We start from the raw sequence: 26,009 nt of genomic DNA, 5'->3' as shown, positions 1-26,009 counted from the left end.
TATTACATTTACGAAACAAAAATCCATTTAAATGAAAAAAATAACAAAAATCGCATTCGCTTTCTTATTGCTTGCGGGTGTTACCATGAATGCTCAAACAGCATTAAAAAAAGGTTCTGTAACTTACAAAATGAGCCTATCAGGAAATGACGAAGCTGCTGCCATGATGGGAGAAAGCACAATATCAATTCATTTTGACGAAAAAAATCAAGCTACAGATATGAATATGATGAGCGGCATGATGCTTATGAAAACTATTACTCCGATTGGCAATCTTAAAGACGCTAAAATGACGATTGAAGTAATGGGAATGAAATATGAAATTATTGAAGTTGGTGAAGAAGCTTTAAAAGCTAACAAAGGTTTAGGAGATCTTGAAAATGCTATTGAAGTAGCTTATGACAAAAAAGATACTAAAGAAATTGCAGGTTTTAAGTGTTACAAAGCAACTGTAAAAATGAATGATGGAACTTCAAGTGTTTTCTACATTACAGATGCAATTGCTCCTCAACAATCTGTAAAAGAAACTAAAGTAAAACTAGCTGGATATCCGTTAGAAATAAAAGTAGCAACGGAACAAGGAGATATGACAATGACTGCAACTTCTTTCTCAAAAGAATTACCAAAAGATTGCTTTACTATAGGTGAAGGATATACAAAAGTAACTATGGAAGAGTTTCAAAAACAAATGGGCGGTATGTAATACCGATTGTTTATAAGCATAAAAAAAGCACTGAGAAATCTCAGTGCTTTTTTTATGCTTATAAAAGACAAAATTTCAAGTATTCAATTTTTTTCATTGCTTCACCACAATTAAACAATAATTCATACCCCAAAAACACTAAAACTTTAACAAAATGTACAGAAAATCTGTAATGCGCATAATGCATCTTTTCCTACATTTGACTAAAATAAAGCACAAAATAAATATCCCAAATTTTGATTGTTACTTTTTTAATAACAACAATCACATGAAACGTTGCAAATAAAAACTCTATGGAGCTGGATGTAAGAAGAATTGATTTATTGAGCAATTGGCAAAAACACTTTACACTAATTTTAGGTAAAGCTTTTTTAAGAGAACGAAATAATAAAGGAGAATTAGTAACTGAATTACTTCTGTCTTCAACTTTATTTGACAACATAATGATGTCAAACTATAATTTTAGAAATTTGGACAAAAATAGTGTTGTATATAAATATTGCACGACAAGAGATAAAGATGAAAATTGCTGGGCAGAAAACAAAGAAGAAGAATGCGAAAGAATCGAAGAATTATACCAACAATTAATAAGCATTAAAGATAATATAGATTTTGATTTATTACTTTCAGAATATGAAGAAGTGCTTAAAATATGTCTGTCAGCAATAAATAATAATAATAAACTTTTTTTGATAATAGATAGCTACTAAATAAAATTTAAACAACTACTAAATTCAATACAATTAAATTTCGTTTTGTAAACTATGGGGGCTTGGTTTACAAATAAAAATCCCAATCTTTCGATTGGGATTTTCTTTTATTTTTATTTTGTCAAATACATTTTTCTTCTTGAATACAAATCGTAGAATTGATCATCTTTTAAATCATCTATGAATAGTATGCTTTCTCCTGTTGATTTCATCTCTGGTCCTAATGCTTTATTTACATTTGGAAACTTACTAAAAGAGAATACTGGCTGCTTAATCGCATAACCATTAAGTTTCGGATTGAAATCAAAATCAGTTACTTTATTGTGCCCCAACATTACTTTTGTTGCGTAATTTACATACGGTTCGCCATACGCTTTTGCAATAAATGGAACAGTACGAGAAGCTCTTGGATTGGCTTCGATAATGTAAACCGTATCATCTTTAATCGCAAATTGAATGTTGATTAACCCAACTGTTTTTAAAGCTATTGCAATTTTTTTAGTATGATCTTTGATTTGTTGCATTACAAATTCACCCAAGTTAAACGGAGGCAAAGTCGCATTACTATCTCCCGAGTGTACTCCACAAGGTTCGATATGCTCCATAATTCCTATGATATACACATTTCCATCAGCATCGCAAATCGCATCAGCTTCTGCTTCAATAGCGCCATCTAAATAATGGTCTAACAATAATTTATTTCCAGGAATCGATTTTAATAAATCAATTACGTGTTCTTCTAATTCTTGTTTGTTGATGACGATTTTCATTCCTTGTCCACCCAACACATACGAAGGACGAACTAGTAATGGAAAATCTAACGTATCTGCTAATTTTGTAGCTTCTTCAGCGCTTTCAGCAATTCCAAACTTAGGAAATGGAATGTTTAATTCGGTTAATAAATCCGAAAAACGTCCTCTATCTTCTGCTAAATCCAAAGCATCAAATGAAGTTCCTAAAATTTTGATTCCGTATTTTGCTAATTTTTCAGCTAATTTCAAAGCTGTCTGTCCACCTAACTGGACGATTACACCTTCAGGTTTTTCGTGTTGGATGATATCGTAAATATGTTCCCAAAAAACAGGTTCAAAATATAATTTATCTGCCGTATCAAAATCGGTAGAAACCGTTTCTGGATTACAGTTAATCATAATAGTTTCATAACCACACTCTTTTGCAGCTAAAACCCCGTGAACGCAAGAATAATCGAACTCAATTCCTTGTCCAATTCTATTTGGTCCCGAACCTAAAACCACTACTTTTTTCTTATCGGTAACAATACTTTCGTTGTGAACGTATTTGGTTCCGTCTGCTTTTTCAATTTCAGCTTCAAAAGTCGAGTAGAAATAAGGCGTTACCGCTTTAAATTCTGCCGCACAAGTATCTACTAATTTGTAAACACGTCTGATATTTTGCTCTTCACGCAATTTGTGTACTTGACTTTCCAAACAACCCATCATGTGGGCAATTTGACGGTCTCCGTATCCTTTTTGTTTTGCTTCTAAAAGCAATTCTCTTGGTAATGTATCTACTTTATAATTCGAAATTTCTCTTTCTAAATGGAATAATTCTTCATATTGTTTCAAGAACCACATGTCGATTTTAGTAATCTCATGAATTCTACTCAATGGAATTCCCATTGCAATAGCATCATAGATTACGAAAACTCTGTCCCAACTTGCGAAAGTTAATTTCTCAATGATTTGTTCGTAGTTTTTATAGCCTTTTCCGTCTGCTCCTAACCCATTGCGTTTAATTTCTAACGACTGCGTAGCTTTGTGAAGTGCTTCTTGGAACGAACGTCCAATTCCCATTACTTCTCCAACCGATTTCATTTGTAAACCTAAAGTTCTATCAGAACCTTCAAATTTATCGAAATTCCATCTTGGTATTTTTACGATTACATAATCCAACGTTGGCTCAAATAAAGCGGATGTTGATTTTGTAATTTGATTTTGTAATTCATCTAAATTATATCCTAAAGCTAATTTTGTTGCGATTTTTGCAATTGGGTAACCCGTAGCTTTTGAAGCTAATGCCGAAGAACGCGAAACACGGGGATTAATCTCAATCGCCACAATATCTTCTTTATTATCTGGCGAAACTGCAAATTGCACATTACAACCACCTGCAAAATTTCCGATAGAGCGCATCATTAAAATAGCCATATCACGCATTTTTTGGAAAGTTGTATCTGACAACGTCATTGCTGGCGCTACTGTAATCGAATCTCCAGTATGAATTCCCATTGGATCCATATTTTCGATAGTACAGATGATAACTACGTTGTCGTTACTATCACGTAATAATTCTAATTCATATTCTTTCCAACCCATTAAAGCTTTATCAATCAATACTTCATGAATTGGTGATGCTTCTAAACCATAGGTTAACGCTGCATCAAAATCTTCTTTTTTATAAATAATTGCCGCACCTGTTCCCCCTAAAGTAAACGAAGGACGAATTACTAAAGGAAAACCAAATTCTTGTTCTATTTCTTTCCCTTTTAAGAAAGAATTAGCTGTTTTAGCTGGTGCTTGAGGAACTCCTATTTTATTCAATAAATTTTTGAATTGTTCCCTATCTTCAGTAATATTGATCGCATTAATATCTACTCCAATCAATTTTACACCAAAATCTTTCCAAATCCCTTTTTCATCAGCTTCTATACATAGATTCAAAGCTGTTTGTCCTCCCATAGTTGGCAAAACTGCATCAATTTGAGGATGCGCTTTTAAGATTTCAATAATAGATTTTGTAGTAAGCGGTTTTAAGTAAACGTGATCCGCCATTGTTGGGTCGGTCATAATGGTTGCCGGATTTGAGTTAATTAAGATAACTTCAATTCCTTCCTCACGAAGTGAACGAGCTGATTGAGAACCTGCGTAGTCAAATTCGCAAGCTTGACCAATAACGATAGGTCCAGATCCAATAATTAATACCGATTTGATTGTTGTGTCTTTAGGCATTGTATGTTGTTTTGTTGTTGTGGGTTGTAGTTATATTGTGATTATAAAATTACTAATTTTCAAAGAGTTGTATCGAAACAAGCTTTAAAACTTATTCAAATTTTATAAACAGTTTAAAAAAAAGCCGCTACTAATAAAAGTAACGGCTGATATATTGTTTTAAGCTAAAACATTATTTTTTGTGTCTTGGTTCGCAAGAAACAGTTAATTTATGTCTTCCTTTAGCTCTTCTACGAGCAAGCACTTTTCTTCCATTAGCAGAAGCCATTCTATCCATGAAACCGTGCTTATTTCTTCTTTTTCTTTTTGATGGTTGAAACGTTCTCTTACTCATTGCTAGTATCTTTTAAAATCTATAATAAAAATCTTTTTAAAACTCTAAGGTTTTTCATCTCCTGAAAACCGAGTGCAAATATACAAAGACTTTTTTCATTCGCAAGTACTTTTTTAAAAATATTTTTAATTGATTTTATTATCTTTGCACACAACAAATATACACTATAATGTTTCACAAAAATATCAAATTAGTTTTAGCTGCTTTAATTATAGCTTTCGGAATTTATCAGTTCACAGAAAATAATATTGGAAATGGTATCTTCTTATTATTATTCTCAACGATATTTATTTTCTTATACTTTAAAAACGAATTTATTTTATTAGCTTTTTTAAAATTAAGAAAACAGGATTTTCCTGGAGCTCAAAAATGGTTAGCACACATTAAAAATCCAGAAGCTGCTTTAGTAAAAAAACAACAAGGTTATTTTAACTATTTACATGGTTTAATGGTTTCTCAAACTAATTTAAACGAAGCTGAACGCTATTTCAAAAAAGCAATCGCTTTAGGTTTGTCGATGGATCAAGATTTAGCGCTTGCAAAATTACAATTAGCTGGTATCGCTATGACTCGTAGAAGAAAATTAGAAGCAACAAATTTATTAAACGAAGCTAAAAAATTAGACAAGCAAAACATGCTTAAAGATCAAATAAAAATGATGAAAGATCAAATGAAAAAAATGTAACTGATTCATTTTCAACAAAAAAAGCACTCTATTTGGGTGCTTTTTTTGTTAATCAACGACTTTTTTGTTGTTTTTAACGAGTTTTCAATTGTTAACTAATTAGTTTTCATAGCTTTATATAGAAGAAAAAGAAAGGCTATGAAAAAACTATACTTACTTCCGCTATTTATATTTTATTCGCTTACTAGTTTCGCTACTAAAGATACTATTGTTCCTTTTTCATCTGCTGTTAAAAAGAACATTAAAAACTTTATTAGTTACAGCAACAAAGCATACAATAAAAAAGACTACGAAAAAGCAACTTATTTATATGATTCATTAGTAAATCATACATTAATTGGAACTCAGTTTGACGATTTTACTTTTAAAAGAATTGGAAAAAAGAAACTACAATTAAGTACAATTAAAATTCCAACACTTATTTTTACTTATGCTTCGTGGTGTGTTATGGAAAAAGGAGAAATTCCAGCGTTAAACAAAATGGCATTAGATTATAAGGGAAAGATAAAAATAATTGTTCTTTTTTGGAACAAGAAAAAAGACATGAAAAAGATTGCTCGCAAGTTCAATTCACAAATTGATGTTTGCTATGCTCACGAAAGTTACGCCAACGATTGTATAACCATTAAATTATTAAAGAAAACGTTTGGCTTTCCTACTTCTTATTACATAGATGCCAACAGAACTGTAGTTGATATTAAAAAAAGAATTGTAAAGCCAGACTATAAAACAACTTTTAATGTTTCTTATGAAAATTGCTTAACCGTTTTGAACGAAGACATTAATACATTGCTTGTTTCAAACAGTTTTAATGAATCAAGACTTGCAACCCATTAATATTTGTCCACATAGAAAAACAGTCTATAATTGAGACTTATTTTATTATGTTTTCATCGTCTCAACTTTTTTTTAATTACAATTCGACTGCACTTCTATGTGGATTTTTATTTTTCCAAAAGCATTTTTCCCGCTATTACTAAAAGAACAACGCCGAATATTTTCTTTAGCATTTTTTGATCAATATTGATGGCTAACTTACTTCCAAAATAACCCCCAATTACAAAAAAAACTGCAATTATAGCAGCATAACGCCAATCTATATATCCTTCTTTATAATAGTTGTAAACAGCAATTGCTGTTACTGGAACTACCAAAACAGCTAAGCTTGTTCCTTGTGCTTGATGTTGAGAAAAACCCAAAAACAAAACCAGCATTGGCACCATAACAACGCCACCTCCTACTCCAACCAATCCACTTAAAATTCCTGCCATAATTCCAATTATGACAAGTGACAAAATAGTATGTAAGGTCATTGTTTTCATTTATTTTGAATATCCTTCTGTCGGAATTTCGATTTCATATTGTTTTCCAGATGCAACCGTTAATTTCTTATCTCGCAACCAAGGATTATGAATTTTTAAAATTTTATAATTTACACCTTGCGTTTTAGCAAAGCTAGCCAAATCTGTGATTGTAGAATCTACAACTACTTTTTTTGTTGGAATATTATAATACAACGCTTCTTTAGGAATTGAAAAACCATATTTTTCAGAATTTTTCATTATTTCCTTTAAAGCTAAAATTCTAAACACATAACGAGACGTTTCTTCTGTCAATAACAAATCATAGTAATTATCAACTTGTTGTTCTTCCATTTTGCTTTTTATACCGGCAATTCCTCCGTTATATGAAGCTGCAGCAAGTGTCCATGAACCAAATTTTTCTTTTGCAGCTACTAAATATTTACAAGCCGCTTCGGTTGATTTCTCTAAATGATATCGCTCATCAACTTGTTCGCTTACTTCCATTCCTTTTTCTTTAGCAGTTGAAGGCATAAATTGCCAAACACCTCTTGCTCCAGCTGGAGAAACTGCATTTACTAAACTACTTTCAATTACTGCCAAATATTTAAAATCATCAGGTACTCCATATTTTGCTAAAATAGGTTCAATAATTGGGAATACTTTATTCGCACGTTTAATTACCAAAGTGGTATTCGTATGATAATTCATATTGGTAATCATTTCTTTGTCTAAGCGCTCTTGCACATCAGCCATAAAAGTAGGAACTTCTTCTCCAGCAAAATCCATACTCAAATTATATCCTACTGGGGAAAATTTTGAATTATTTGAAAGCACTCCATAAATCAAGAAACTTGCTAAAACAGCAGCCAATCCCATTACTATTATTTTCTTCTTCATATACTTTTTCATTTTTACTTTAGTATTATTTTAGGTAAATTTTCATTTAACCATTTGAATTTATTGATTATCATAATATGAGTTCCTCCTTTAACCACAATACAATTTTGAATATGTTTTATTGGAAAAACCTCATCTGCATCACCATGAATATGAATTACCGATTCATTGATTTCTTTTTGATTCCAGCATAATATAGTTTCAATAGCCCAATCCAAATATTTTTTATCACGAACAGATAAATATTTTTCGTACAACTTCAATCGTTTTGCTACAATATTATCTCCAAAAGCATATTTAACCAATTTTTCTATATCTGCCAAAAGTTGAGTTGGAATTAACTTATATGCTTTTGTAGCTCTTGCAACCTTAAACCTTGGTGGAAATTCTGTATTAGACTTTACGCTTGAAATAATAATTACTTTGTCCGTTTTTATGATTTTTGCAATTTCTTGTACTAAAACACCTCCAAAAGAAACGCCCACTAAAACCGGATTTTCATGTGTTATTTTTTCGGTCATTCGAAGTGCATAACTCTCGATACTTTCTTTTTCATTAGGCAAAAACCATTCCAAAAAAAACATTTCAAATTCATCTTCAGGCAATTTTATATTTTCAAAAATAGATGGGCTTGCTGCTAAACCAGGCATAAAATAAATTGGAATTCTGTTCATTACCACAATGTTAAAAAAGTTTTGTAAATTTGCACTATAATTGAAGTTATCATGGAAATCAAAGATAATGAACTTTTAAGACAATTTGAAATTATTACAGAAACTGGTTTGATTGCTATTGAATATTCTATTCAAGAACGCAAGTTATTTTTAACCAAGTTTTGTACTAACAACAATGAGGACGAAGAGTTACAAAATGAGTTTATTAAAAATGTTTTAGTAATTGCTGAAGAACGAAAATTAAAAGTGGTGCCTACGCATGCAAAATTTATAAGTTTCTTTAGAAAAAACAGAAAATACAGAGAACTTTTACCACCTGGAATTATGATTTAATCCTTTCCAGAAAAAAGAAAAATCCCAAGTTTAATTCTAGACTTGGGATTTTTTTTATGCTTCAACGTTTAGGAATTCCATCCTTACACTTCCGTCTTCGTCAATCTTGGTTAGATTAATTTCGTGCAATGTATTGACTAATTCTGGATTCCAAGGCGTTTTTACTTTTACGTAATTTTCTGTAAATCCATGAATGTAGCCTTCTTTGTTTTCGCTTTCAAATAAAACCGTTCTATTGGTTCCGATTTGACTTTCGTAAAATGCTCTTCTTTTCTTAACCGAAAGTCCGCGCAACATTTTGCTCCTTTTTGAACGAATATTTGCTGGAACTACTCCATCCATTTCAACCGCTTCAGTATTATCTCTTTCTGAATAGGTAAAAACATGCAAGTAAGAAATATCTAAATCATTTAAGAAATGATAGGTTTCTAAGAAATGCTCATCTGTTTCACCAGGAAAACCAACAATTACATCAACTCCAATACAAGCATGTGGCATTACTTCACGAATTTTAGTTACTCTATCAGTATAAACTTCACGTAAATAGCGCCGTTTCATTTTTTTTAAAATCTCATTTGAACCCGATTGTAAAGGAATATGAAAATGTGGCACGAATGTTCGGCTTTGTGATACAAATTCAATTGTTTCGTTTTTCAACAAATTAGGTTCGATGGAAGAAATTCGTAAACGCTCGATACCTTCTACTTCATCTAATGCTTTTACTAAATCTAAAAAAGTGTGTTCGTGTTTTTTATTTCCGAATTCTCCTTTTCCATAATCACCAATGTTTACACCGGTAAGAACAATTTCTTTAATACCTTGCTCCGAAATTTCTTTAGCATTTTTCAATACATTTTCCAATGCATCACTTCTAGAAATTCCTCTTGCTAATGGAATGGTACAATACGTACATTTATAATCGCAACCGTCTTGTACTTTTAAAAACGCACGCGTTCTATCTCCAATTGAATAACTTCCTACATAAAAATCTGCCTCTTCAATTTCGCATGAATGCACTTCACCCATATCGTTTTTCGACAAATCGTTAATATAATCTGTGATTTTGAATTTTTCTGTGGCGCCTAAAACTAAATCCACGCCATCAACTGCTGCTAATTCTTCTGGTTTTAATTGAGCATAACAACCAACTGCGGCAACAAAGGCTTTATCATTCAGCTTCATTGCTTTTTTAACAATCTGCTTGAATTGTTTATCTGCATTATCAGTAACCGAACAGGTATTAATTACATAGATATCTGCAATTTCTTCGAAATCAACACGTTCAAAACCTTCATTTTGAAAATCACGTGCAATTGTAGACGTTTCCGAGAAGTTCAATTTGCATCCTAAAGTATAGAATGCGACTTTTTTCTTGTTTTCCATAAATAAAACTCAATTAATGAAATCGTTGTCAAAAAATTGAGGTTGCAAATTTACAGACAAAATTTTACAAATAAAACTAGAACTATGTAAAAAAGAAAGGCTCGACAAATGTCGAGCCTTTCAAAAATTCTTAAATTCCCCCTACAGAACTAAAAATCCTTTTCTAATGGTGTAAAAGTAGAAAAAATGCTTTTAGAAGGTTAGTGCTTTTTAATAAGTGTATTGATTTTTGGAATAAGTGTATTTTATTTTAGAATAGTCATCTTTTTTATCAAGAATATTATAAAAAAGAAAAGGCTTAGATAATCTAAGCCTTTTAAAATTTTAAATCCCCCCTACAGGACTAAAAATCCTTTTCTGATGATGTAAAAGTATATAAAGTAATTTTATATAAGTAATGCTTTTTAATAACTATGGCTTTTAAAGGAATAAGTGTTTAAATATTAGAATAACTATAGTTTAAAAATTTCTTTTTTTTAATTAAGTATATAAAAAACAAAAGGCTTGACGTTTGTCAAGCCTTTCAAAATTCTTAAATTCCCCCTACAGAACTAAAAATCCTTTTCTAATGGTGTAAAACTAGAAAAAATGTTTTTAGAGAGTTAGTGCTTTTTAATAAGTGTATTGATTTTTGGAATAAGTGTATTAAAATTAAGAATAAGCAATTATTTATTCATTTTTAACAATCAAGTATTATCATAAAAAAAGGCTTGACAAATGTCAAACCTTTTAAAATTCTTAAATTCCCCCTACAGAACTAAAAATCCTTTTCTAATGGTGTAAAACTAGAAAATATTTTTTTAGAGGGTTAGTGCTTTTTAATAAGTGTATGAAATACAGAATAAGTGTAACATAATTAATAAATTTATATTTTTAATTATTCCTTTCTGTATTTCTTCGTTTCTTCAAATACATGTTCTAAAATATTTGCATCTTGCTCAGAAAATTCTACATTTCTACGCGCCATAACTATTTTAGCAGTTTGAAAAGCTTTATTAGTTAAATAAGTTGTAAATCCTGAAGCACCTCCCCAAGAAAAACTAGGTACAAAATTTCTTGGAAATCCAGATCCAAAAATATTTGCCGAAACACCAACAACAGTTCCTGTATTAAACATTGTGTTGATTCCACATTTACTATGATCTCCCATCATTAAACCACAAAATTGCAATCCAGTCTTTGCGAAGCCTTCGGTTTCATAGCTCCATAAGCGCACTTCTTCATAATTATTTTTCAAATTGGAATTATTAGAATCTGCTCCAATATTGCACCATTCACCTAAAACAGAATTCCCTAAAAACCCATCATGCCCTTTATTAGAATAACCGAATAAAACCGAATTATTTACCTCACCACCAATTACAGAATGTGGCCCCACAGTTGTTGCTCCATATACTTTGGTTGCCAACTTCACTCTTCCTGATTCACATAAAGCAAATGGACCTCTAATTACTGAACCTTCCATTATTTCAGCATTTTTTCCAATGTAAATAGGCCCTGTCGAAGCATTTAAAGTTACAAATTCTAATTTTGCTCCTTCCTCAATAAAAATATTTTCTGGAGCAATTACATTAACCGATTTAGGAATAAATTGTGAAATTCTATCTTCAGTAAGCAAATCAAAATCTTCTCGCAAAGCAGCATCATTTTTTGCAAAAATATCCCATGTATTTTCTATTCGCAAAATATCACCTTCATATTCTATCAAATCATATTCATCAAAATTAACTTCATCTTGTGTATCATTTGTATAAAAGGCGACGATTTCTTCTCCAAAAACAACGGCTTGTTGAGTTTCCAAGTTTTGAATCATTTCTACTAAAATTGGATTTGGCAAAAATGATGCATTAATCATTATATTTTGTTCCATTTCTACCATTGGATATTTTTCCATTAGGTATTCTTCGGTTAAAGTAGTTGTAGTAATTCCTAGATATTTCTCCCATTTTTCACGAATAGTCAATATTCCTACACGAATATCTGCTACTGGTCGTGTAAATGTAAAAGGCAGTAAGGCGTTGCGAACCGTTCCATCAAAAAGTATATAGTTCATATTTTAGTATTTTGTTGAGACAAGTCAATGCCTTGTCTGTACGATAAGTTTTTTCAAATTGTAAATTCAAAAATACAATTTATTCCATAAAAAAAGCCTCACCAAAGTGAAGCTTTTCTATATTTTGAAAATTCAAGCGATTATTTGCTGAATTTAGCGTATTTGTTTTTGAATTTATCAATACGACCTGCTGTATCAATAAGTTTAGATTTACCAGTGTAAAAAGGGTGAGAAGTTCTAGAAATCTCCATTTTAAATACTGGATATTCAACACCTTCGTGCATAATTGTTTCTTTAGTTTCTACTGTAGATTTAGTAATAAAAACATCTTCATTTGACATGTCTTTAAATGCAACTAATCTGTAATTTTCTGGGTGAATACCTTTTTTCATTTTGTAAATCTTTTATTAAGCGATTATAATTTGTTCCGCGGCTTTATATTTATAAAGGTGTAAACATTTTATAACCTTTTGGTTTATAAACTTTTTATTTGAGTGTGCAAAATTACATTTTATTTTTAATTTACCAATGTTTATGTAACTTTTTTTTATTTTTCATCCCTAATAGAGTAACGATAAGAATTCTTATATTTGTAAATTAATTAAACCAAAACAAACTATGAACGAAATTATTAAAAAGAACGGAATTAACTTTGGTATTATTACTGGGGTTATTAGTGTATTAATCACAAGTGCGATATACATTATTGATTTAGAATTAATGACTAAATGGTGGTTAGGGCTATCAATATTAGGATTATATATAGTAATTGGTTGTGTCCTTTTAGTTAAAACAAAAAAAGCTTTAGGCGGTTATATGAGTTTTAAAGAAGGTTTTACAACCTATTTTATTTCCGCAGTAATTGGTATCGCAATATCTGTGATATTTAATATCCTTTTATATAATGTTATCGATCCTGAAGCAGCAATAAGACTCAAAGAATTAACTTTAGAATCAACTGTTGAAATGATGAAAAAATTTGGTTCACCTAGTGCGGCAATTAAAGAAACAGTTGAAAAAATGAAAGATTATAATCAATTTTCTGCAGTTGAACAATTAAAAGGAAGTATTTGGAGCATTGTTGGCTCTGCAATTTTCGGATTAATTTTAGCTGCCATTTTTAAAAGAGACAAACCTGTATTTTAAATAAATGAATTTATCCATAGTTATCCCATTATTAAACGAACAAGAATCGTTGCCTGAATTGCACAATTGGATTGTAAAAGTTATGAACACTCATAACTTTTCTTATGAAATCCTTTTTATTGATGACGGCAGTACCGATGCTTCTTGGCAAACTATTTCAAAGCTTTCTAATGAAAATCCAAATGTAAAAGGAATTCGTTTTCTTAGAAATTACGGAAAATCACAAGCATTACATGCTGGTTTTGCTAAAGCGCAAGGTGATGTAATTATCACTATGGATGCCGATTTACAAGACAGCCCAGATGAAATTCCAGAATTATTCCGTTTAATTACAGAAGATAATTATGATTTGATTTCAGGTTGGAAGAAAAAACGTTATGATTCGGTTGTGGCAAAAAATATTCCGTCAAAATTATTCAATTGGGCAGCTCGAAAAACATCAGGCGTTCATTTGAACGATTTTAATTGCGGATTAAAAGCCTATAAAAATATCGTTATAAAAAATATTGAAGTTTCAGGCGAAATGCACCGCTATATTCCTGTTTTAGCTAAGAATGCTGGATTTGGAAAAATCGGTGAAAAAGTAGTGATTCATCAAGCTAGAAAATATGGTAATTCTAAATTTGGGATGAATCGTTTTATCAATGGTTTCTTGGATTTAATTACGATTTGGTTTCTTTCAACTTTCGGAAAACGACCGATGCACCTTTTTGGATTATTAGGTTCCATAATGTTTGTCATTGGATTTTTATTCGCTTTCTACTTAGGAATCGATAAATTATTCATCAACACTTCAGGAAGATTAATTACTGAAAGACCGCAATTTTATTTATCGTTAACCGCAATGTTAATTGGAACCCAATTATTCTTAGCCGGATTTTTAGGTGAAATTATCCTAAGAACCAAAAACAACGAAGAACGTTATAAGATTTCAGAAGTATTATAATATTATGAGACAACACTAGTTTTCTCAAAACATACAGAATATGCATATCGAACAAAGTATTTTAAACAAAGTAAACGAATGGTTAACTCCAACATTTGACGAAGCAACTCGAAACGCTATCGAAGAAATGATGACTTCAGCTCCAAAAGAGTTAGAAGAGAGTTTCTATAAAAATTTAGAGTTTGGAACTGGTGGAATGCGTGGCGTTATGGGTGTTGGAACGAATCGTATCAACAAATATACATTAGGTAAAAACACGCAAGGTTTATCGGATTATTTACACAAATCGTTTCCAAACGAACAATTAAAAGTAGCGATTGCTTACGATTGTCGTCATAACAGTAATACTTTAGCTAAAGTAGTTGCTGATGTGTTTTCAGCTAATGGAATTAAAGTGTATTTGTTTTCTGATATGCGTCCAACTCCAGAGTTGTCATTTGCTGTTCGTTATTTGAATTGCCATGCTGGAATTGTTTTAACGGCTTCTCACAATCCGCCAGAATACAACGGTTACAAAGTATATTGGCAAGATGGTGGGCAATTAGTACCGCCTCAAGATGCTGAAATTATCAAAGTAATTGAAGATTTAAAATACAGCGATATTAAATTCGAAGCGAACAACGATTTAATTGAATATATCGATACTGAAGTTGATGAAGCTTTCGCAAAATCAACCGTTGAAAATGCAAGTTTTAATACGCCAACTGAAGCTAAAGCGAATTTAAAAATCGTTTATACTTCTTTGCACGGAACTTCGATTAAAGCGATTCCAAACGTATTAGCAAAAGCTGGTTATACCGATGTTAACATCGTTCCTGAACAAGCAGAACCCAATGGTGATTTCCCAACCGTAGTTTCTCCAAATCCAGAAGAACCAGAAGCGTTGTCGATGGCAATTGCTTTGGCAGAAAAAATTGGTGCTGACATGGTTGTAGGAACTGATCCAGATTCTGACCGTTTAGGCGTTGCTGTTCGTGATTTAGATGGAAAAATCAAATTATTGAATGGAAACCAAACGATGGTTATCATGACGGCTTTCTTATTAGAACAATGGAAACGCGCTGATAAATTCCAAGGAAATGAATTCATTGGTTCTACTATCGTTTCTACGCCAATGATGTTAGAATTAGCATCGGCTTATGATGTAGAATGCAAAGTAGGATTAACAGGCTTCAAATGGATTGCAAAATTCATTAAAGATTTCCCAAATCAGAAATTTATTGGTGGTGGTGAAGAAAGTTTTGGTTTCATGGTGGGAGATGCCGTTCGTGATAAAGACGCGGTTGCCGCTATTTTATTAGTAAGTGAAATTGCAGCACAAGCTAAAACTTCAGGAAGTTCGTTATATCAAGAATTATTGAATTTATATATTGATTTTGGTTTCTATAAAGAACATTTGATTTCGATTACCAAAAAAGGAATTGAAGGTGCTAACGAAATCAAACAAATGATGATTAATTTACGTGAAAATCCAATGAAGGAAATCAACGGACAACGTGTAATTTGCATCGAAGATTATCAAGCATCTAAAGGAAAAGACTTTATGAATAATGAAGAATTTGAAATTCATGTTCCAAAATCGAATGTATTAATTTACTATTTGGAAGACGGAAGTAAAATTTGCGCTAGACCAAGTGGTACAGAACCTAAAATTAAATTCTATTTCAGCGTAAATGGAGTTTTAGATACAATTGAAAACGCTGAATCAGTAGAAAAAGAATTAGACAACAAAATTGCAGGAATTATTTCGGCAATGAAATTAAACTAGATGGACGAAAATTTAAAGAAAATATTACCGTTTTTAAAACCATACAAATCCAATGTATTTTGGAATGTAGTGTTCAATGTTTTGTATGCACTTTTCAGCACACTTTCTTATATTATGCTGATTCCTATGCTTCAAGTATTATTTGAAAATACGGATAGAGTAATAGAGAAACCTAAATGGGAATCTATATTCAAAATAACAAACTATGGAAAAGACTATTTGTATTTTTATATTACAAAATTATCTGAAGAAAATGGACCACAATATGCATTAATTCTTGTGGTAAGTTTAGTTATCTCGACATTTTTATTAAAAAACATATTCAATTATTTTGCTCTTAATCACCTAATGTTATTGAAAAATGGTTTTTTAAAAGATGTAAGAAATAAAATGTTTGATAAAATTATCGGACTTCCCATTTCCTACTATTCAGAAAAACGAAAAGGCGACATGATGGCTCGAATGCTTGGCGATGTAAACGAAGTTCGAAATTCGTTTTTTAGTATATTAGAATTAATTATAAAAGAACCTTTAACCATTATTTTCAGTATTGGAGCTATGCTAGCCATTAGTTTCAAATTAACCTTATTTGTATTTATTTTTATTCCTATTTCTGGATTTGTCATTTCTAAAATTGGAAAAAGTTTAAAAGGCAAATCTAAAAAAGCACAGAATGAAAATGGGTATTTGATTTCGGTTGTAGAAGAAACTTTAGGTGGATTAAAAGTCGTAAAAAGCTACAATGCAGAAGGTGCTTTTACCCAAAAATTCAACAATTCGATCGATCGATTATACCGATTAACCAACAGTATTGGAAGAAAAAACAACCTTTCTTCACCCTTGAGTGAGTTTATGGGCATCGTTGTGATAGCCATATTACTTTGGTATGGTGGAAATATGGTTTTGGTAGAAAGATTAGCTAATGGTGAACCTATGCTTGAAGGAGCACATTTCCTAGCCTATATGGGATTAGCCTACAATATTTTAACACCTGCTAAAGCCATATCAAAAGCTTCTTACCAAACGAAAAGTGGATTGGCTGCAGCCGAACGCGTTTTTGATGTATTAGAAGTTGAAAACACCATTACCGATAAAGAAAACGCAGTAGTAAAAACTTCATTTGACTCTTCAATTACAATTGAAAATATCAACTTTAAATATGAAGAAGAAAATGTTCTCAAAAATTTCTCGTTAGAAGTTCCAAAAGGAAAAACAGTCGCTTTAGTAGGACAATCGGGTTCTGGAAAAAGTACGATTGCCAATTTATTGACTCGTTTTTATGATGTACAAGAAGGAAGTGTGAAAATTGATGGCATCGACATCAAAGACATGACATTAGAGTCGTTACGTCATTTAATGGGATTGGTAACTCAGGATTCGATTTTGTTTAATGATACGATTAAAAACAATATTCTGTTAGGAAAGCAAGACGCAACAGATGAAGAAATCATTGCCGCTTTAAAAGTAGCTAATGCATACGAATTCGTAAAAGATTTACCTAACGGAATTGAAACCAACATTGGTGATGCGGGAGGAAAACTTTCAGGTGGACAAAAACAACGTTTATCGATTGCGAGAGCTGTTTTGAAAAATCCACCAATTATGATTTTGGATGAAGCCACTTCTGCTTTAGATACAGAAAGTGAAAAATTTGTTCAAGTGGCATTAGAAAATATGATGCAAAACCGCACATCTATTGTTATTGCACACCGTTTATCTACAATTCAAAAAGCAGACAAAATTGTTGTAATGCAAAAAGGCGAAATCGTTGAACAAGGAACGCATGACGAATTATTAGCATTAAACGGAACATATTCGAAGTTAGTGATGATGCAGAGTTTCGAGTAATTCAATTAAAAGATGTACATCAACAACTCAAATATAACCTTACCCGATGACAATGACACTATTGTTTGGAAATATTTGGACTTGTCTAAATTTTTAGACATGCTACTATCTCGTCAGTTGTTTATGTCGCGCTCTGATAAATTTGAAGATCAATATGAAGGTACATTTTCGGAACCAACATTTGAAGAAATCAAAAAAATTGCGGCAAATAATCCAAAATTTTTGGATTATTACAAATCTCATAGAGAAAAAGTAGTGATTAGTAGTTGGCACATCAATGAATATGAATCGTTTGCAATGTGGCAAATTTTTACCAAAAACAATGAAGGTTTGGCGATTCAATCCACTATTGGAAGATTAAAAGAAGCTCTAAAACCCGAAACTAGAATTGAGCAATATATTGGAAATGTTAATTATATAGATTACAAGAAAGAATATATTCCATTTGATGATACGTTTTTCCCTTTTTTATTCAAACGAAAAAGCTTTCAATATGAACGCGAAGTGCGAATTATTTCCGATGTGAGTTTACAAAACATCCCTGTAAATGATGGATTAAAAATTAACGTAGACCTCAACCAATTAATCGAAAAGATATATATTCACCCTAAAAGTGAAAACTGGTATAAAAAACTAGTCATTGAATTGGTTTCAAAACTAGATTTAAAAATTGAAATCGAAAAATCAGATTTAGAAAGTGATATTTTGATCTAAATTATTTAAAAAAAAAATTAATTTATGGAATTTGCTAACTGAAAAATTAAATTGGTTTGTATAGTTCCACTTTCCATTCATTTGCTAATAGATTTACAAAATGATAATGTACTTTATCATTTGTATCAAAAGCACCATTTTTATTGATATCTTCTATACATCTAAAGTACAAACGATTTTGTGTTTCGATGATATTCCAATCGATTAATTCTTGAAATTCTTCTGAAAGTTTAGTAAATTTTTCACCACTTGATGTACTCAAATACAATGATTTAATATCATTTTGATTAATTTTTCCATCTTTATTAGTATCAGCATCCACCAAAGTATATACAATAATTTGCTTTTTCGTTTTGGCAGCAATTGCATTTAAAAAAGTAGCGGTTTGAATTTGAACTACCTTGTCTGTCAAAGGTTTCACATTGGTTGAATCTATGTGTTGGAAATTCAAATTATCAAAATAACCTGTAATTTCAAATCGATTATAATTTGAAATAGCATAACTTACTTGATTTGTTTTACTACTACCATACACTTTATTATCATTGTCATAAACGCGTACATCGCCAATAGGATGGATAAGATAATTTGTACCTTCCATCAAAATCGGTAAATCGGCAACTTTAAAACCCGAAGTATCTTTTGCTGTAGTTTCTACCTTAGACTTGGCATCTTCGTAAATTACTTTTGGAGTTTCTTTTTCTTCTTTGCAACTTGCTAATGAAATCAACAAGGCTAATGATAAAATGATACGCGTCATATCTAAATTTTTATTGTTAAACATACTAAAAATAAACAATGCTACTATAACCTTGCAATCAGTTTTAAATTAAAAACACGAGTGGTCATATAGTTTGGAATTCCATATTGTGATTTAGTGTACACATCTCTAACCCAAGTGTTTGTAATAGCATTTTGATTATTAAACAAATTAAAAATCTCTAATCCTAATGAAAATTCATTAAAAGGTTTCAACCATGTTTTGCTAGATTTTATCTTTTCATCTTTAAAAACAAATGAAAATCCTACATCCGCTCTTCGATAATCATTCAAACGTAATTGATAATTATATGGATCTGCATATGAAGGTGAACCTCCTGGTAATCCTGTATTATAAACCAAATTTAGATACAATTTCAAATTAGGAATATTCGGCATATAGTCTTGAAATAATACTCCAAATTTCAATCGTTGATCCGTTGGACGTGCAATAAATCCTTTATTATTTTGATTTTCTTCTGTTTGCATATAACCAAAACTGAACCAAGATTCTGTTCCGGGTACAAATTCACCGTTTAATCTCGCATCAAAACCATAAGCATAAGCGGTAGCTTCGTTGTTAGCTCTATAACGTATTCTTACATTATCAATGGTGTAAGTATTTACGTCCGTTATATTTTTGTAATACGCTTCCGAAACCAATTTAAACGGTCGAGTCCACATCTTAAAACTATAATCGCCACTCAATACCAAATGAAATGATTGTTGCGCTTTGACATTGGTTTGAACAACTCCATCATAATCACGAAGTTCTCTATAAAATGGAGGCTGATGGTATAATCCACCTGATAATCTAAACATCATGTCTTTATCCCAATCGGGTTTAAAAGCAAATTGAACACGTGGTGAAAATGTCATTTGAATATCTCCTTTAGGTCTTCCGTCTGCATCTACTTGCCATTGATGCCCACGAATTCCTGTATTTAACCAATAGCTATGAGTTCCTATTTTTCCTCTATAATTCCATTGTACATATCCAGAAAAACGGTTAATTCTAGTATAATTTGTTGCTCTTACATCTTGATATGGAGCCAATGGTCCCACATAAGGATTATAAGGCTGGTCATTTTGATAATCTAAAATGGGATTAGGTAATGAAAAACCTGCAGAATCAATAACTTCCCATTCTACAATTCTATCTCTTATATCTTCTAACGTAAATTTTGCACCCCACTCAATTTGTGATTTTTGATTTAACTCATGAAATCCTTTCACTTCGGCATTAGCTATCAAAGCATCCAAATCATTACGGGCATGTGTTAATTGAGAACCAATTCCTCTTGTGTAAACCACATCTCCAAATGTTTCAGAACCAATATTAGCATCTACTTCACCCAAACGATATTGTGCTAATATATCATAATATTCTTGCTCTTGTGTATGATATGCAGAAGCTATGAACTTTAATTTATTCTTTTCGTTGTATTGATAAACAGCTTTACCTGCACCAAATAGCGTTAAATAATTATCTTTTTCTTGTCCTTCATAAAAAACCAAAAGTGCAATTGGTTCACTAACTGTCCCAAAATTAGTTTGACGACTTAATGGCTGATAATTGTATTTATTTTGAGAAATATTTCCCAAAAAACTAAAATTCCATTTTGTTGAAGCATTAAAATTTAACAAAGTTTGTACATCAAAAAAAGTAGGCTTAAAGTTCGTTTCTGTTTCCTGACTATTCACTAGCAAGCTATTATCTCTATAACGAACACCTGTTATATTTGACCATTTTTGATTTTTGGAAACACCTTCAGCTGTTAAACTTCCTCCTAATAAACTCGCTTCTAATCCTGCTTTAAAACGTTTTGGATTGCGATAGGTAATATCTAAAACCGATGACAACTTATCACCATATTTTGACTGAAATCCACCAGCAGAAAAATCAACATTTTCAACCATATCGGTATTCGTAAAACTCAAACCTTCTTGTTGACCTGAACGAATTAAAAAAGGGCGATAAACTTCAATTTCATTGACATAAACTAAATTTTCGTCATAATTTCCACCTCTAACAGCATAGGATGTACTTAATTCGTTATTTGAATAAACCCCTGGAAGTGTTTTTATAATATTTTCAATTCCGGCATTAGCACCTGGAATCATTCTAATAATTACTGGGTCAATTGTGGTTACCCCATCAATACGTTTTTTACTATTACTAGTGATGACTAGCTCACCCATTTGTTCAATTTTTGAATTAAGCACCGGATTTAACTCAAAATCTTCATTGGTTTTCAATTCAACAGAAACTGTACTATTTTTAAACGATTGATGGGAAAAAACTATTACAACTTTCTGGTTGGCAGGAATTTCAATTATATAAAATCCGTTTTCATTTGTTACGGTAACTTTTTCATTCGCTTTAACAGTTACATTTTCAATAGGATTTTTAAATTCGTCTAAAATGACACCTTTCACACGTGCTTTTTGACTAAATGCGACCACTGAAAACAAACTAAAAACAAGAAATACAATACTATTTTTCAAAAGAATATGTTTTAATTATTTAAAAAAATAAGATTCAAAGGTAGTTGAATTTTGCAAATTATCAGTCACTACAATCTTTAAATCGTTTCTACCTTGAACGTAAACTGCATCATCTAAATTGTGTACTAACTTTTTTGTTTTATAATCATACTCCATCAATATCCATTTTCCGTTTAAGTAAGCATTATAAGTATCAATATCTGAATGCAAATCTGAAACAGAAACACTAATTATTTTTTGATCTTTCAAAGTTTTACCTTCTACAAAGTTAATGTTATAAATTCTAGGTGGAATAGAATCTTGTGCTAATTTATATTTCCCTAATGTTTTTATTTTGGTAGAAAAAGTATTCCCTTTTCGATAGGTTTTATTGTAATCTAACTTGTATCCATCTAAAGTTGCAATATATGTTTTACTCAACTGTTCTTCAGTTAGACCAACAACATCATTAAAAGTGAGCGTGATATTTTTGTGCACAGGAACACTATCATCATGAAGTGTTGCAATATCGTTATTTACCTCAAAATTCATGTAAAAATTATTATAAAAAGCATTTTCTGGAACATAAACAGAAACATTATTTCTTTCAAAAATAGATTCTGTCTTTGCTTTTACATAAAAAGGTGTTTTCTGAATTTCTTTTTTAATAGTTGCTTGTTGTATAGCAAATTCTATAGGAATAATTAATTCTATCTTGTTTTGATGAAAATCATACAATTCAACTCTGTAAGTATAACTTGCATTGGGCAATATTCTCAATGTTCCATCTTTACTATTTCCAGCTACTACTGAAAGTGGATAACTTGATAATTCGAATAATTTTTGAACGCGCTGACCCATTTCATGAAACCGCTCATAATCGATAAAATTGTTAATATAGCGCGATTCATCAAAAGCAAAGGAGTCAAAACCATATTGATATTGCAAAACGCCATTCAAATAAGCCCTTACTTTGTATAATCCGTTTTTATTATAGGCATTTGTACAAAAATCGTAGGCATTAATCCCAAAAGCAATTTTTCCGTTTGCTTTTACTTTTGTACTCAAATACGTACCGTCAGTTTGTTTGTTAAATGAAACATTTATTGGCTTTTGCGAATTATTAACCACTGTAGAATCTAATGGATAAACTACAATTCCTTGAATTATTGGTTTTCGTTCATCTTTTACAAACTTTTTAAATCCAAAATGCAATGGATTAACAATTTGTTCTGATTTTGTATCTCTAAATTCAAAATGCAAGTGTGGTCCTCCACTCCCACCAGTGTTTCCGGTAAAAGCAATAATATCTCCTTTTTTTACAGGTAATTCTGTTGGATATAAATACATTTCTACTTCATAAGCTTTTTCTTGGTATTGCTTTTTCTTAATATACTCTTGAATGGCTCCATTTGCTTTTTGAAGATGTCCGTAAACAGAAGTGTATCCGTTTGGATGTGTAATATAAATTGCTTTTCCGTAGCCAAAAGTAGATATTTTAATACGAGAAACATAGCCATCACCTGTCGCATAAACAGGCAAACCCTCAACGCCAGTAGTTTTAAAATCTAATCCTGAATGAAAATGATTGCTTCTTAATTCGCCAAATGAACCTGAAATATCTAAAGGTATAGCTAAAGGCGATTGAAATACATCTTGAGGATAAGTTTCTTGACTAAGTGCAAAAAGAGGAAATAGGATTAGGGCTAATAAAATTCTCATAATACAACTGTTTACCGCTAAAATAATAAAAATATTCGAGTTAAAACAATCAAAAATCATTCCCGAAACAAACCATTAACAATCAAATACTTACAATGGATAAAAATTTAATTATAAAAATTAATGAAAACTATTGCTATTTTTGAATACTAATGCTAACTTTGTGACTTATTGAAATGAATTGTATCATTAATGAATGGATTATCTGAATTAATTGATTCTCTAGAAGTTAAATTTTTTAAGCTCAATCAGAAACTGATTCAGTTAGAAAAGAAAAACTCTGAGTTACAAGAAGAATTGTTGGTTTCTAAAAAAACGCAACAACAGCAATCAGGTGAGATTGATTCTTTAAAAAGTCAGTTAGATACTCTAAAAATGGTCAATTCGTTACTAGGCAGTGAAGAAAACAAACGAGAAACAAAACTCAAAATAAATTCATTAATACGAGAAATCGATTATTGTATAGCCCAACTTTCTGATTAGAAAGATTATGAGTGAAAAACTAAAAATTAAAATATCAATCGCAGATCGCGTGTATCCATTAACAGTGGACCCATCGCAAGAAGAAGGATTAAGAAGTGCTTCAAAGAAGATTGATGCTATGATAAAACAGTTTGAACAAAGCTATGCAGTAAGAGACAAACAAGATGTTTTAGCCATGTGTGCACTACAATTTGCTGCACAAGTTGAGCAAAAACAAATTAACTCTTCTCAAGACAATGAAACCGCTTTAATTAGATTGCAAAATCTAGATAAAAAGTTGAGTGAGTTACTTGCTAAATAAATAATACGTTCTTACAACATAAATACGATACTGCCTACATTAGTATATATTTGATAAACTCAACACTAACAAATTAAACGAGTGAATCTTTGCAACTATAACAGGCCCTTTAGTGGGAAGTTTGAACTGCAGGTTAGCTCAAATCTTGTATAACCGAGTTTATACAAACACCTAATGTAGGCTTTTTTTATATAATTTTTTAAAACATATCATGGATATACTAAGTATAATAATAGGAATAGTTGTTGGTCTTGGAGGAGGTTTTGGAATTGCAAAATTTTTAGAGAGAAGCAATGTCTCTAACCTTATTAAAAATGCAAAAAAAGAAGCTGGCTCAATTTTAAAAGACGCTAAAGCAGAAGCAGAAGCAACAAAAAAAGAGAAAATTCTTCAAGCTAAAGAAAAATTTTTAGAATTAAAAGCAGAACACGAACAAGTAATTCTAGCTAGAGATAAAAAAACAGCAGAAGCTGAAAAAAGAACCCGTGATAAAGAGTCACAAATCTCTAATGAGTTAGCTAAAGCCAAAAAAGTAAATGACGAAGCTGAAGCTAAAATAGCTGAATACTCAACTAAAATTGAGCTTTTAGATAAAAAACAACAAGAAATTGACAAATTACATAAAAGCCAAGTTGAGCAATTAGAAATGATTTCTGGTCTTTCTGCTGAAGAAGCCAAAAATCAATTAGTAGAAAGCTTAAAAGCTGAAGCTAAAACTAGCGCAATGTCGTTTATTCAAGACACTGTTGAAGAAGCTAAAATGACAGCTCATCAAGAAGCTAAAAAAGTAATCATTAGCACTATTCAACGTGTAGGAACAGAAGAAGCTGTTGAAAACTGCGTTTCTGTATTCAATATTGAATCTGATGATGTAAAAGGTAGAATTATTGGTCGTGAAGGTCGTAACATTAGAGCATTAGAAGCTGCAACAGGAGTTGAAATCATTGTTGATGATACACCAGAAGCAATCATCTTATCTTGCTTTGATCCTGTAAGAAGAGAAATTGCTCGTTTAGCATTACACAAATTAGTAACTGACGGTCGTATTCACCCAGCTCGTATAGAAGAAGTTGTTGCAAAAACAGCCAAACAAATCGATGAAGAAATTATCGAAACTGGAAAGCGTACAGTTATTGATTTAGGAATCCACGGATTACACCCTGAATTAATCAAAGTTGTAGGAAGAATGAAATACCGTTCATCATACGGACAAAACTTATTACAACACTCAAGAGAAGTAGCTAAATTATGTGGTATTATGGCTGCTGAATTAGGCTTAAATGTTAAATTAGCTAAAAGAGCTGGTTTACTTCACGATATAGGAAAAGTGCCAGATACTGAAAGTGAATTACCTCACGCTATTTTAGGTATGCAATGGGCTGAGAAATATGGCGAAAAAGAAGAAGTATGTAACGCTATTGGAGCTCACCACGACGAAATTGAAATGAAATCTTTAATTTCTCCTATCATCCAAGTTTGTGATGCTATTTCTGGAGCACGTCCTGGAGCAAGAAGACAAGTTTTAGATTCTTATATCCAACGCTTAAAAGACCTAGAAGATATTGCTTTTGGATTTGGTGGCGTTAAAAACGCTTATGCAATTCAAGCTGGTAGAGAACTTCGTGTAATTGTAGAAAGTGAAAAAGTTTCTGATGAAGCGGCTTCAAACTTATCATTTGAAATTTCACAAAAAATTCAAACAGAAATGACTTACCCTGGTCAAGTTAAAATTACAGTAATTCGAGAAACAAGAGCTGTAAATATTGCAAAATAATTAAAGAATAACATAA

The 26,009-nt window shown here is 31.3% G+C and carries 24 protein-coding genes; 13 read left to right on the top strand and 11 right to left on the bottom strand.

What is annotated here, in order from left to right:
* The first annotated feature begins 31 nt into the window (after positions 1-31).
* Together G4L40_RS07965 and G4L40_RS07960 are read left to right on the top strand one after the other, a co-directional pair.
* Entirely contained in the window at positions 32-703 is a 672-nt protein-coding gene (locus tag G4L40_RS07965; protein WP_166236675.1) for a hypothetical protein, read from the top strand.
* 293 nt (positions 704-996) lie between these two features.
* Complete coding sequence (locus tag G4L40_RS07960) at positions 997-1,413, top strand: hypothetical protein (RefSeq protein WP_166236674.1); 417 nt, start codon at positions 997-999, stop codon at positions 1,411-1,413.
* Between the two features lie 113 nt (positions 1,414-1,526).
* On the opposite strand, the gene carB is transcribed toward G4L40_RS07960, so the two are convergent.
* Both carB and rpmH read right to left on the bottom strand, forming a co-directional pair.
* A complete protein-coding gene (carB, locus tag G4L40_RS07955; RefSeq protein WP_166236673.1) occupies positions 1,527-4,382 on the bottom strand; it encodes a carbamoyl-phosphate synthase large subunit in 2,856 nt (951 codons plus the stop codon).
* 172 nt (positions 4,383-4,554) lie between these two features.
* The gene (rpmH, locus tag G4L40_RS07950; protein WP_007136275.1) at positions 4,555-4,716 is read right to left on the bottom strand and encodes a 50S ribosomal protein L34; all 162 of its coding nucleotides are present in this window, start codon (positions 4,714-4,716) and stop codon (positions 4,555-4,557) included.
* Between the two features lie 169 nt (positions 4,717-4,885).
* Between rpmH and G4L40_RS07945 the strand changes: the two genes are divergently transcribed.
* Together G4L40_RS07945 and G4L40_RS07940 are read left to right on the top strand one after the other, a co-directional pair.
* Entirely contained in the window at positions 4,886-5,401 is a 516-nt protein-coding gene (locus tag G4L40_RS07945; RefSeq protein WP_166236672.1) for a DUF2892 domain-containing protein, read from the top strand.
* Between the two features lie 138 nt (positions 5,402-5,539).
* Positions 5,540-6,238 carry a TlpA family protein disulfide reductase gene (locus G4L40_RS07940; protein WP_166236671.1) on the top strand — a complete coding sequence of 233 codons (699 nt, stop codon included), beginning with the start codon at positions 5,540-5,542 and terminating at the stop codon, positions 6,236-6,238.
* A gap of 107 nt (positions 6,239-6,345) precedes the next feature.
* On the opposite strand, the gene G4L40_RS07935 is transcribed toward G4L40_RS07940, so the two are convergent.
* Genes G4L40_RS07935 through G4L40_RS07925 form a run of 3 tightly spaced genes read right to left on the bottom strand, consistent with a single transcriptional unit; the run spans position 6,346 to position 8,276 of the window.
* Positions 6,346-6,714 carry a sulfite exporter TauE/SafE family protein gene (locus G4L40_RS07935; protein ID WP_166236844.1) on the bottom strand — a complete coding sequence of 123 codons (369 nt, stop codon included), beginning with the start codon at positions 6,712-6,714 and terminating at the stop codon, positions 6,346-6,348.
* A 9-nt stretch (positions 6,715-6,723) separates the two neighbouring features.
* On the bottom strand, positions 6,724-7,602 hold the full coding sequence (locus G4L40_RS07930) for a lytic transglycosylase domain-containing protein (RefSeq protein ID WP_235922615.1): 879 nt from the start codon (positions 7,600-7,602) through the stop codon (positions 6,724-6,726).
* A gap of 14 nt (positions 7,603-7,616) precedes the next feature.
* Entirely contained in the window at positions 7,617-8,276 is a 660-nt protein-coding gene (locus tag G4L40_RS07925; protein WP_166236669.1) for an alpha/beta hydrolase, read from the bottom strand.
* Positions 8,277-8,327: 51 nt separating this feature from the next.
* Here G4L40_RS07925 and G4L40_RS07920 point away from each other — a divergent pair, with 51 nt between their 5' ends.
* Positions 8,328-8,609 carry a GNAT family N-acetyltransferase gene (locus G4L40_RS07920; protein WP_166236668.1) on the top strand — a complete coding sequence of 94 codons (282 nt, stop codon included), beginning with the start codon at positions 8,328-8,330 and terminating at the stop codon, positions 8,607-8,609.
* Positions 8,610-8,663: 54 nt separating this feature from the next.
* Here G4L40_RS07920 and mtaB read toward each other — a convergent pair whose 3' ends face one another.
* The 3 genes from mtaB to G4L40_RS07905 form a co-directional block, all read right to left on the bottom strand.
* The gene (gene mtaB / locus G4L40_RS07915; RefSeq protein ID WP_166236667.1) at positions 8,664-9,992 is read right to left on the bottom strand and encodes a tRNA (N(6)-L-threonylcarbamoyladenosine(37)-C(2))-methylthiotransferase MtaB; all 1,329 of its coding nucleotides are present in this window, start codon (positions 9,990-9,992) and stop codon (positions 8,664-8,666) included.
* A gap of 877 nt (positions 9,993-10,869) precedes the next feature.
* On the bottom strand, positions 10,870-12,045 hold the full coding sequence (locus tag G4L40_RS07910) for a GlmU family protein (protein ID WP_166236666.1): 1,176 nt from the start codon (positions 12,043-12,045) through the stop codon (positions 10,870-10,872).
* 140 nt (positions 12,046-12,185) lie between these two features.
* On the bottom strand, positions 12,186-12,437 hold the full coding sequence (locus G4L40_RS07905) for a type B 50S ribosomal protein L31 (RefSeq protein WP_129433046.1): 252 nt from the start codon (positions 12,435-12,437) through the stop codon (positions 12,186-12,188).
* A 226-nt stretch (positions 12,438-12,663) separates the two neighbouring features.
* Here G4L40_RS07905 and G4L40_RS07900 point away from each other — a divergent pair, with 226 nt between their 5' ends.
* The 5 genes from G4L40_RS07900 to G4L40_RS07880 are packed head-to-tail and all read left to right on the top strand — an operon-like array spanning position 12,664 to position 18,467.
* Positions 12,664-13,191 carry a DUF4199 domain-containing protein gene (locus G4L40_RS07900; RefSeq protein ID WP_166236665.1) on the top strand — a complete coding sequence of 176 codons (528 nt, stop codon included), beginning with the start codon at positions 12,664-12,666 and terminating at the stop codon, positions 13,189-13,191.
* Between the two features lie 4 nt (positions 13,192-13,195).
* Positions 13,196-14,137: a glycosyltransferase family 2 protein gene (locus tag G4L40_RS07895; RefSeq protein WP_166236664.1), complete on the top strand. Its 942-nt coding sequence runs from the start codon at positions 13,196-13,198 to the stop codon at positions 14,135-14,137.
* A gap of 40 nt (positions 14,138-14,177) precedes the next feature.
* On the top strand, positions 14,178-15,905 hold the full coding sequence (locus tag G4L40_RS07890; RefSeq protein WP_166236663.1) for a phospho-sugar mutase: 1,728 nt from the start codon (positions 14,178-14,180) through the stop codon (positions 15,903-15,905).
* On the top strand, positions 15,906-17,753 hold the full coding sequence (locus tag G4L40_RS07885; RefSeq protein WP_166236662.1) for an ABC transporter ATP-binding protein: 1,848 nt from the start codon (positions 15,906-15,908) through the stop codon (positions 17,751-17,753). It abuts the gene before it with no gap.
* Positions 17,754-17,765: 12 nt separating this feature from the next.
* Positions 17,766-18,467: a hypothetical protein gene (locus G4L40_RS07880; RefSeq protein ID WP_166236661.1), complete on the top strand. Its 702-nt coding sequence runs from the start codon at positions 17,766-17,768 to the stop codon at positions 18,465-18,467.
* A 46-nt stretch (positions 18,468-18,513) separates the two neighbouring features.
* Here G4L40_RS07880 and G4L40_RS07875 read toward each other — a convergent pair whose 3' ends face one another.
* From G4L40_RS07875 to G4L40_RS07865, 3 genes are read right to left on the bottom strand one after another with little or no spacing between them, the layout of a single operon-like run.
* A complete protein-coding gene (locus G4L40_RS07875) occupies positions 18,514-19,227 on the bottom strand; it encodes a hypothetical protein (RefSeq protein ID WP_166236660.1) in 714 nt (237 codons plus the stop codon).
* A 44-nt stretch (positions 19,228-19,271) separates the two neighbouring features.
* Positions 19,272-21,734 carry a TonB-dependent receptor gene (locus tag G4L40_RS07870; protein ID WP_166236659.1) on the bottom strand — a complete coding sequence of 821 codons (2,463 nt, stop codon included), beginning with the start codon at positions 21,732-21,734 and terminating at the stop codon, positions 19,272-19,274.
* 15 nt (positions 21,735-21,749) lie between these two features.
* Complete coding sequence (locus G4L40_RS07865) at positions 21,750-23,435, bottom strand: M23 family metallopeptidase (protein WP_166236658.1); 1,686 nt, start codon at positions 23,433-23,435, stop codon at positions 21,750-21,752.
* Positions 23,436-23,627: 192 nt separating this feature from the next.
* On the opposite strand from G4L40_RS07865, the gene G4L40_RS07860 reads away from it, so the two are divergent.
* From G4L40_RS07860 to rny, 3 genes are all read left to right on the top strand, one after another.
* Positions 23,628-23,918: a V-type ATPase 116kDa subunit family protein gene (locus G4L40_RS07860; RefSeq protein ID WP_166236657.1), complete on the top strand. Its 291-nt coding sequence runs from the start codon at positions 23,628-23,630 to the stop codon at positions 23,916-23,918.
* Between the two features lie 7 nt (positions 23,919-23,925).
* Entirely contained in the window at positions 23,926-24,219 is a 294-nt protein-coding gene (locus G4L40_RS07855) for a cell division protein ZapA (protein ID WP_166236656.1), read from the top strand.
* A 211-nt stretch (positions 24,220-24,430) separates the two neighbouring features.
* Complete coding sequence (gene rny / locus G4L40_RS07850) at positions 24,431-25,993, top strand: ribonuclease Y (protein ID WP_166236655.1); 1,563 nt, start codon at positions 24,431-24,433, stop codon at positions 25,991-25,993.
* Positions 25,994-26,009 lie beyond the last annotated feature (16 nt).

The sequence above is a fragment of the Flavobacterium celericrescens genome (assembly GCF_011392075.1).
In the GTDB taxonomy this organism is placed as follows: Bacteria; Bacteroidota; Bacteroidia; order Flavobacteriales; family Flavobacteriaceae; genus Flavobacterium; species Flavobacterium celericrescens.
This window is presented reverse-complemented; position numbering and strand designations above follow the sequence as displayed.

Bases quoted from the DNA above. Each gene is read 5' to 3' on its own strand.
- G4L40_RS07965 (WP_166236675.1), top strand. From the start codon at position 32: ATGAAAAAAATAACAAAAATCGCATTCGCTTTCTTATTGCTTGCGGGT.
- G4L40_RS07960 (WP_166236674.1), top strand. From the start codon at position 997: ATGGAGCTGGATGTAAGAAGAATTGATTTATTGAGCAATTGGCAAAAA.
- carB (WP_166236673.1), bottom strand. From the start codon at position 4,382: ATGCCTAAAGACACAACAATCAAATCGGTATTAATTATTGGATCTGGA.
- rpmH (WP_007136275.1), bottom strand. From the start codon at position 4,716: ATGAGTAAGAGAACGTTTCAACCATCAAAAAGAAAAAGAAGAAATAAG.
- G4L40_RS07945 (WP_166236672.1), top strand. From the start codon at position 4,886: ATGTTTCACAAAAATATCAAATTAGTTTTAGCTGCTTTAATTATAGCT.
- G4L40_RS07940 (WP_166236671.1), top strand. From the start codon at position 5,540: ATGAAAAAACTATACTTACTTCCGCTATTTATATTTTATTCGCTTACT.
- G4L40_RS07935 (WP_166236844.1), bottom strand. From the start codon at position 6,714: ATGACCTTACATACTATTTTGTCACTTGTCATAATTGGAATTATGGCA.
- G4L40_RS07930 (WP_235922615.1), bottom strand. From the start codon at position 7,602: ATGAAGAAGAAAATAATAGTAATGGGATTGGCTGCTGTTTTAGCAAGT.
- G4L40_RS07925 (WP_166236669.1), bottom strand. From the start codon at position 8,276: ATGAACAGAATTCCAATTTATTTTATGCCTGGTTTAGCAGCAAGCCCA.
- G4L40_RS07920 (WP_166236668.1), top strand. From the start codon at position 8,328: ATGGAAATCAAAGATAATGAACTTTTAAGACAATTTGAAATTATTACA.
- mtaB (WP_166236667.1), bottom strand. From the start codon at position 9,992: ATGGAAAACAAGAAAAAAGTCGCATTCTATACTTTAGGATGCAAATTG.
- G4L40_RS07910 (WP_166236666.1), bottom strand. From the start codon at position 12,045: ATGAACTATATACTTTTTGATGGAACGGTTCGCAACGCCTTACTGCCT.
- G4L40_RS07905 (WP_129433046.1), bottom strand. From the start codon at position 12,437: ATGAAAAAAGGTATTCACCCAGAAAATTACAGATTAGTTGCATTTAAA.
- G4L40_RS07900 (WP_166236665.1), top strand. From the start codon at position 12,664: ATGAACGAAATTATTAAAAAGAACGGAATTAACTTTGGTATTATTACT.
- G4L40_RS07895 (WP_166236664.1), top strand. From the start codon at position 13,196: ATGAATTTATCCATAGTTATCCCATTATTAAACGAACAAGAATCGTTG.
- G4L40_RS07890 (WP_166236663.1), top strand. From the start codon at position 14,178: ATGCATATCGAACAAAGTATTTTAAACAAAGTAAACGAATGGTTAACT.
- G4L40_RS07885 (WP_166236662.1), top strand. From the start codon at position 15,906: ATGGACGAAAATTTAAAGAAAATATTACCGTTTTTAAAACCATACAAA.
- G4L40_RS07880 (WP_166236661.1), top strand. From the start codon at position 17,766: ATGTACATCAACAACTCAAATATAACCTTACCCGATGACAATGACACT.
- G4L40_RS07875 (WP_166236660.1), bottom strand. From the start codon at position 19,227: ATGACGCGTATCATTTTATCATTAGCCTTGTTGATTTCATTAGCAAGT.
- G4L40_RS07865 (WP_166236658.1), bottom strand. From the start codon at position 23,435: ATGAGAATTTTATTAGCCCTAATCCTATTTCCTCTTTTTGCACTTAGT.
- G4L40_RS07860 (WP_166236657.1), top strand. From the start codon at position 23,628: ATGAATGGATTATCTGAATTAATTGATTCTCTAGAAGTTAAATTTTTT.
- G4L40_RS07855 (WP_166236656.1), top strand. From the start codon at position 23,926: ATGAGTGAAAAACTAAAAATTAAAATATCAATCGCAGATCGCGTGTAT.
- rny (WP_166236655.1), top strand. From the start codon at position 24,431: ATGGATATACTAAGTATAATAATAGGAATAGTTGTTGGTCTTGGAGGA.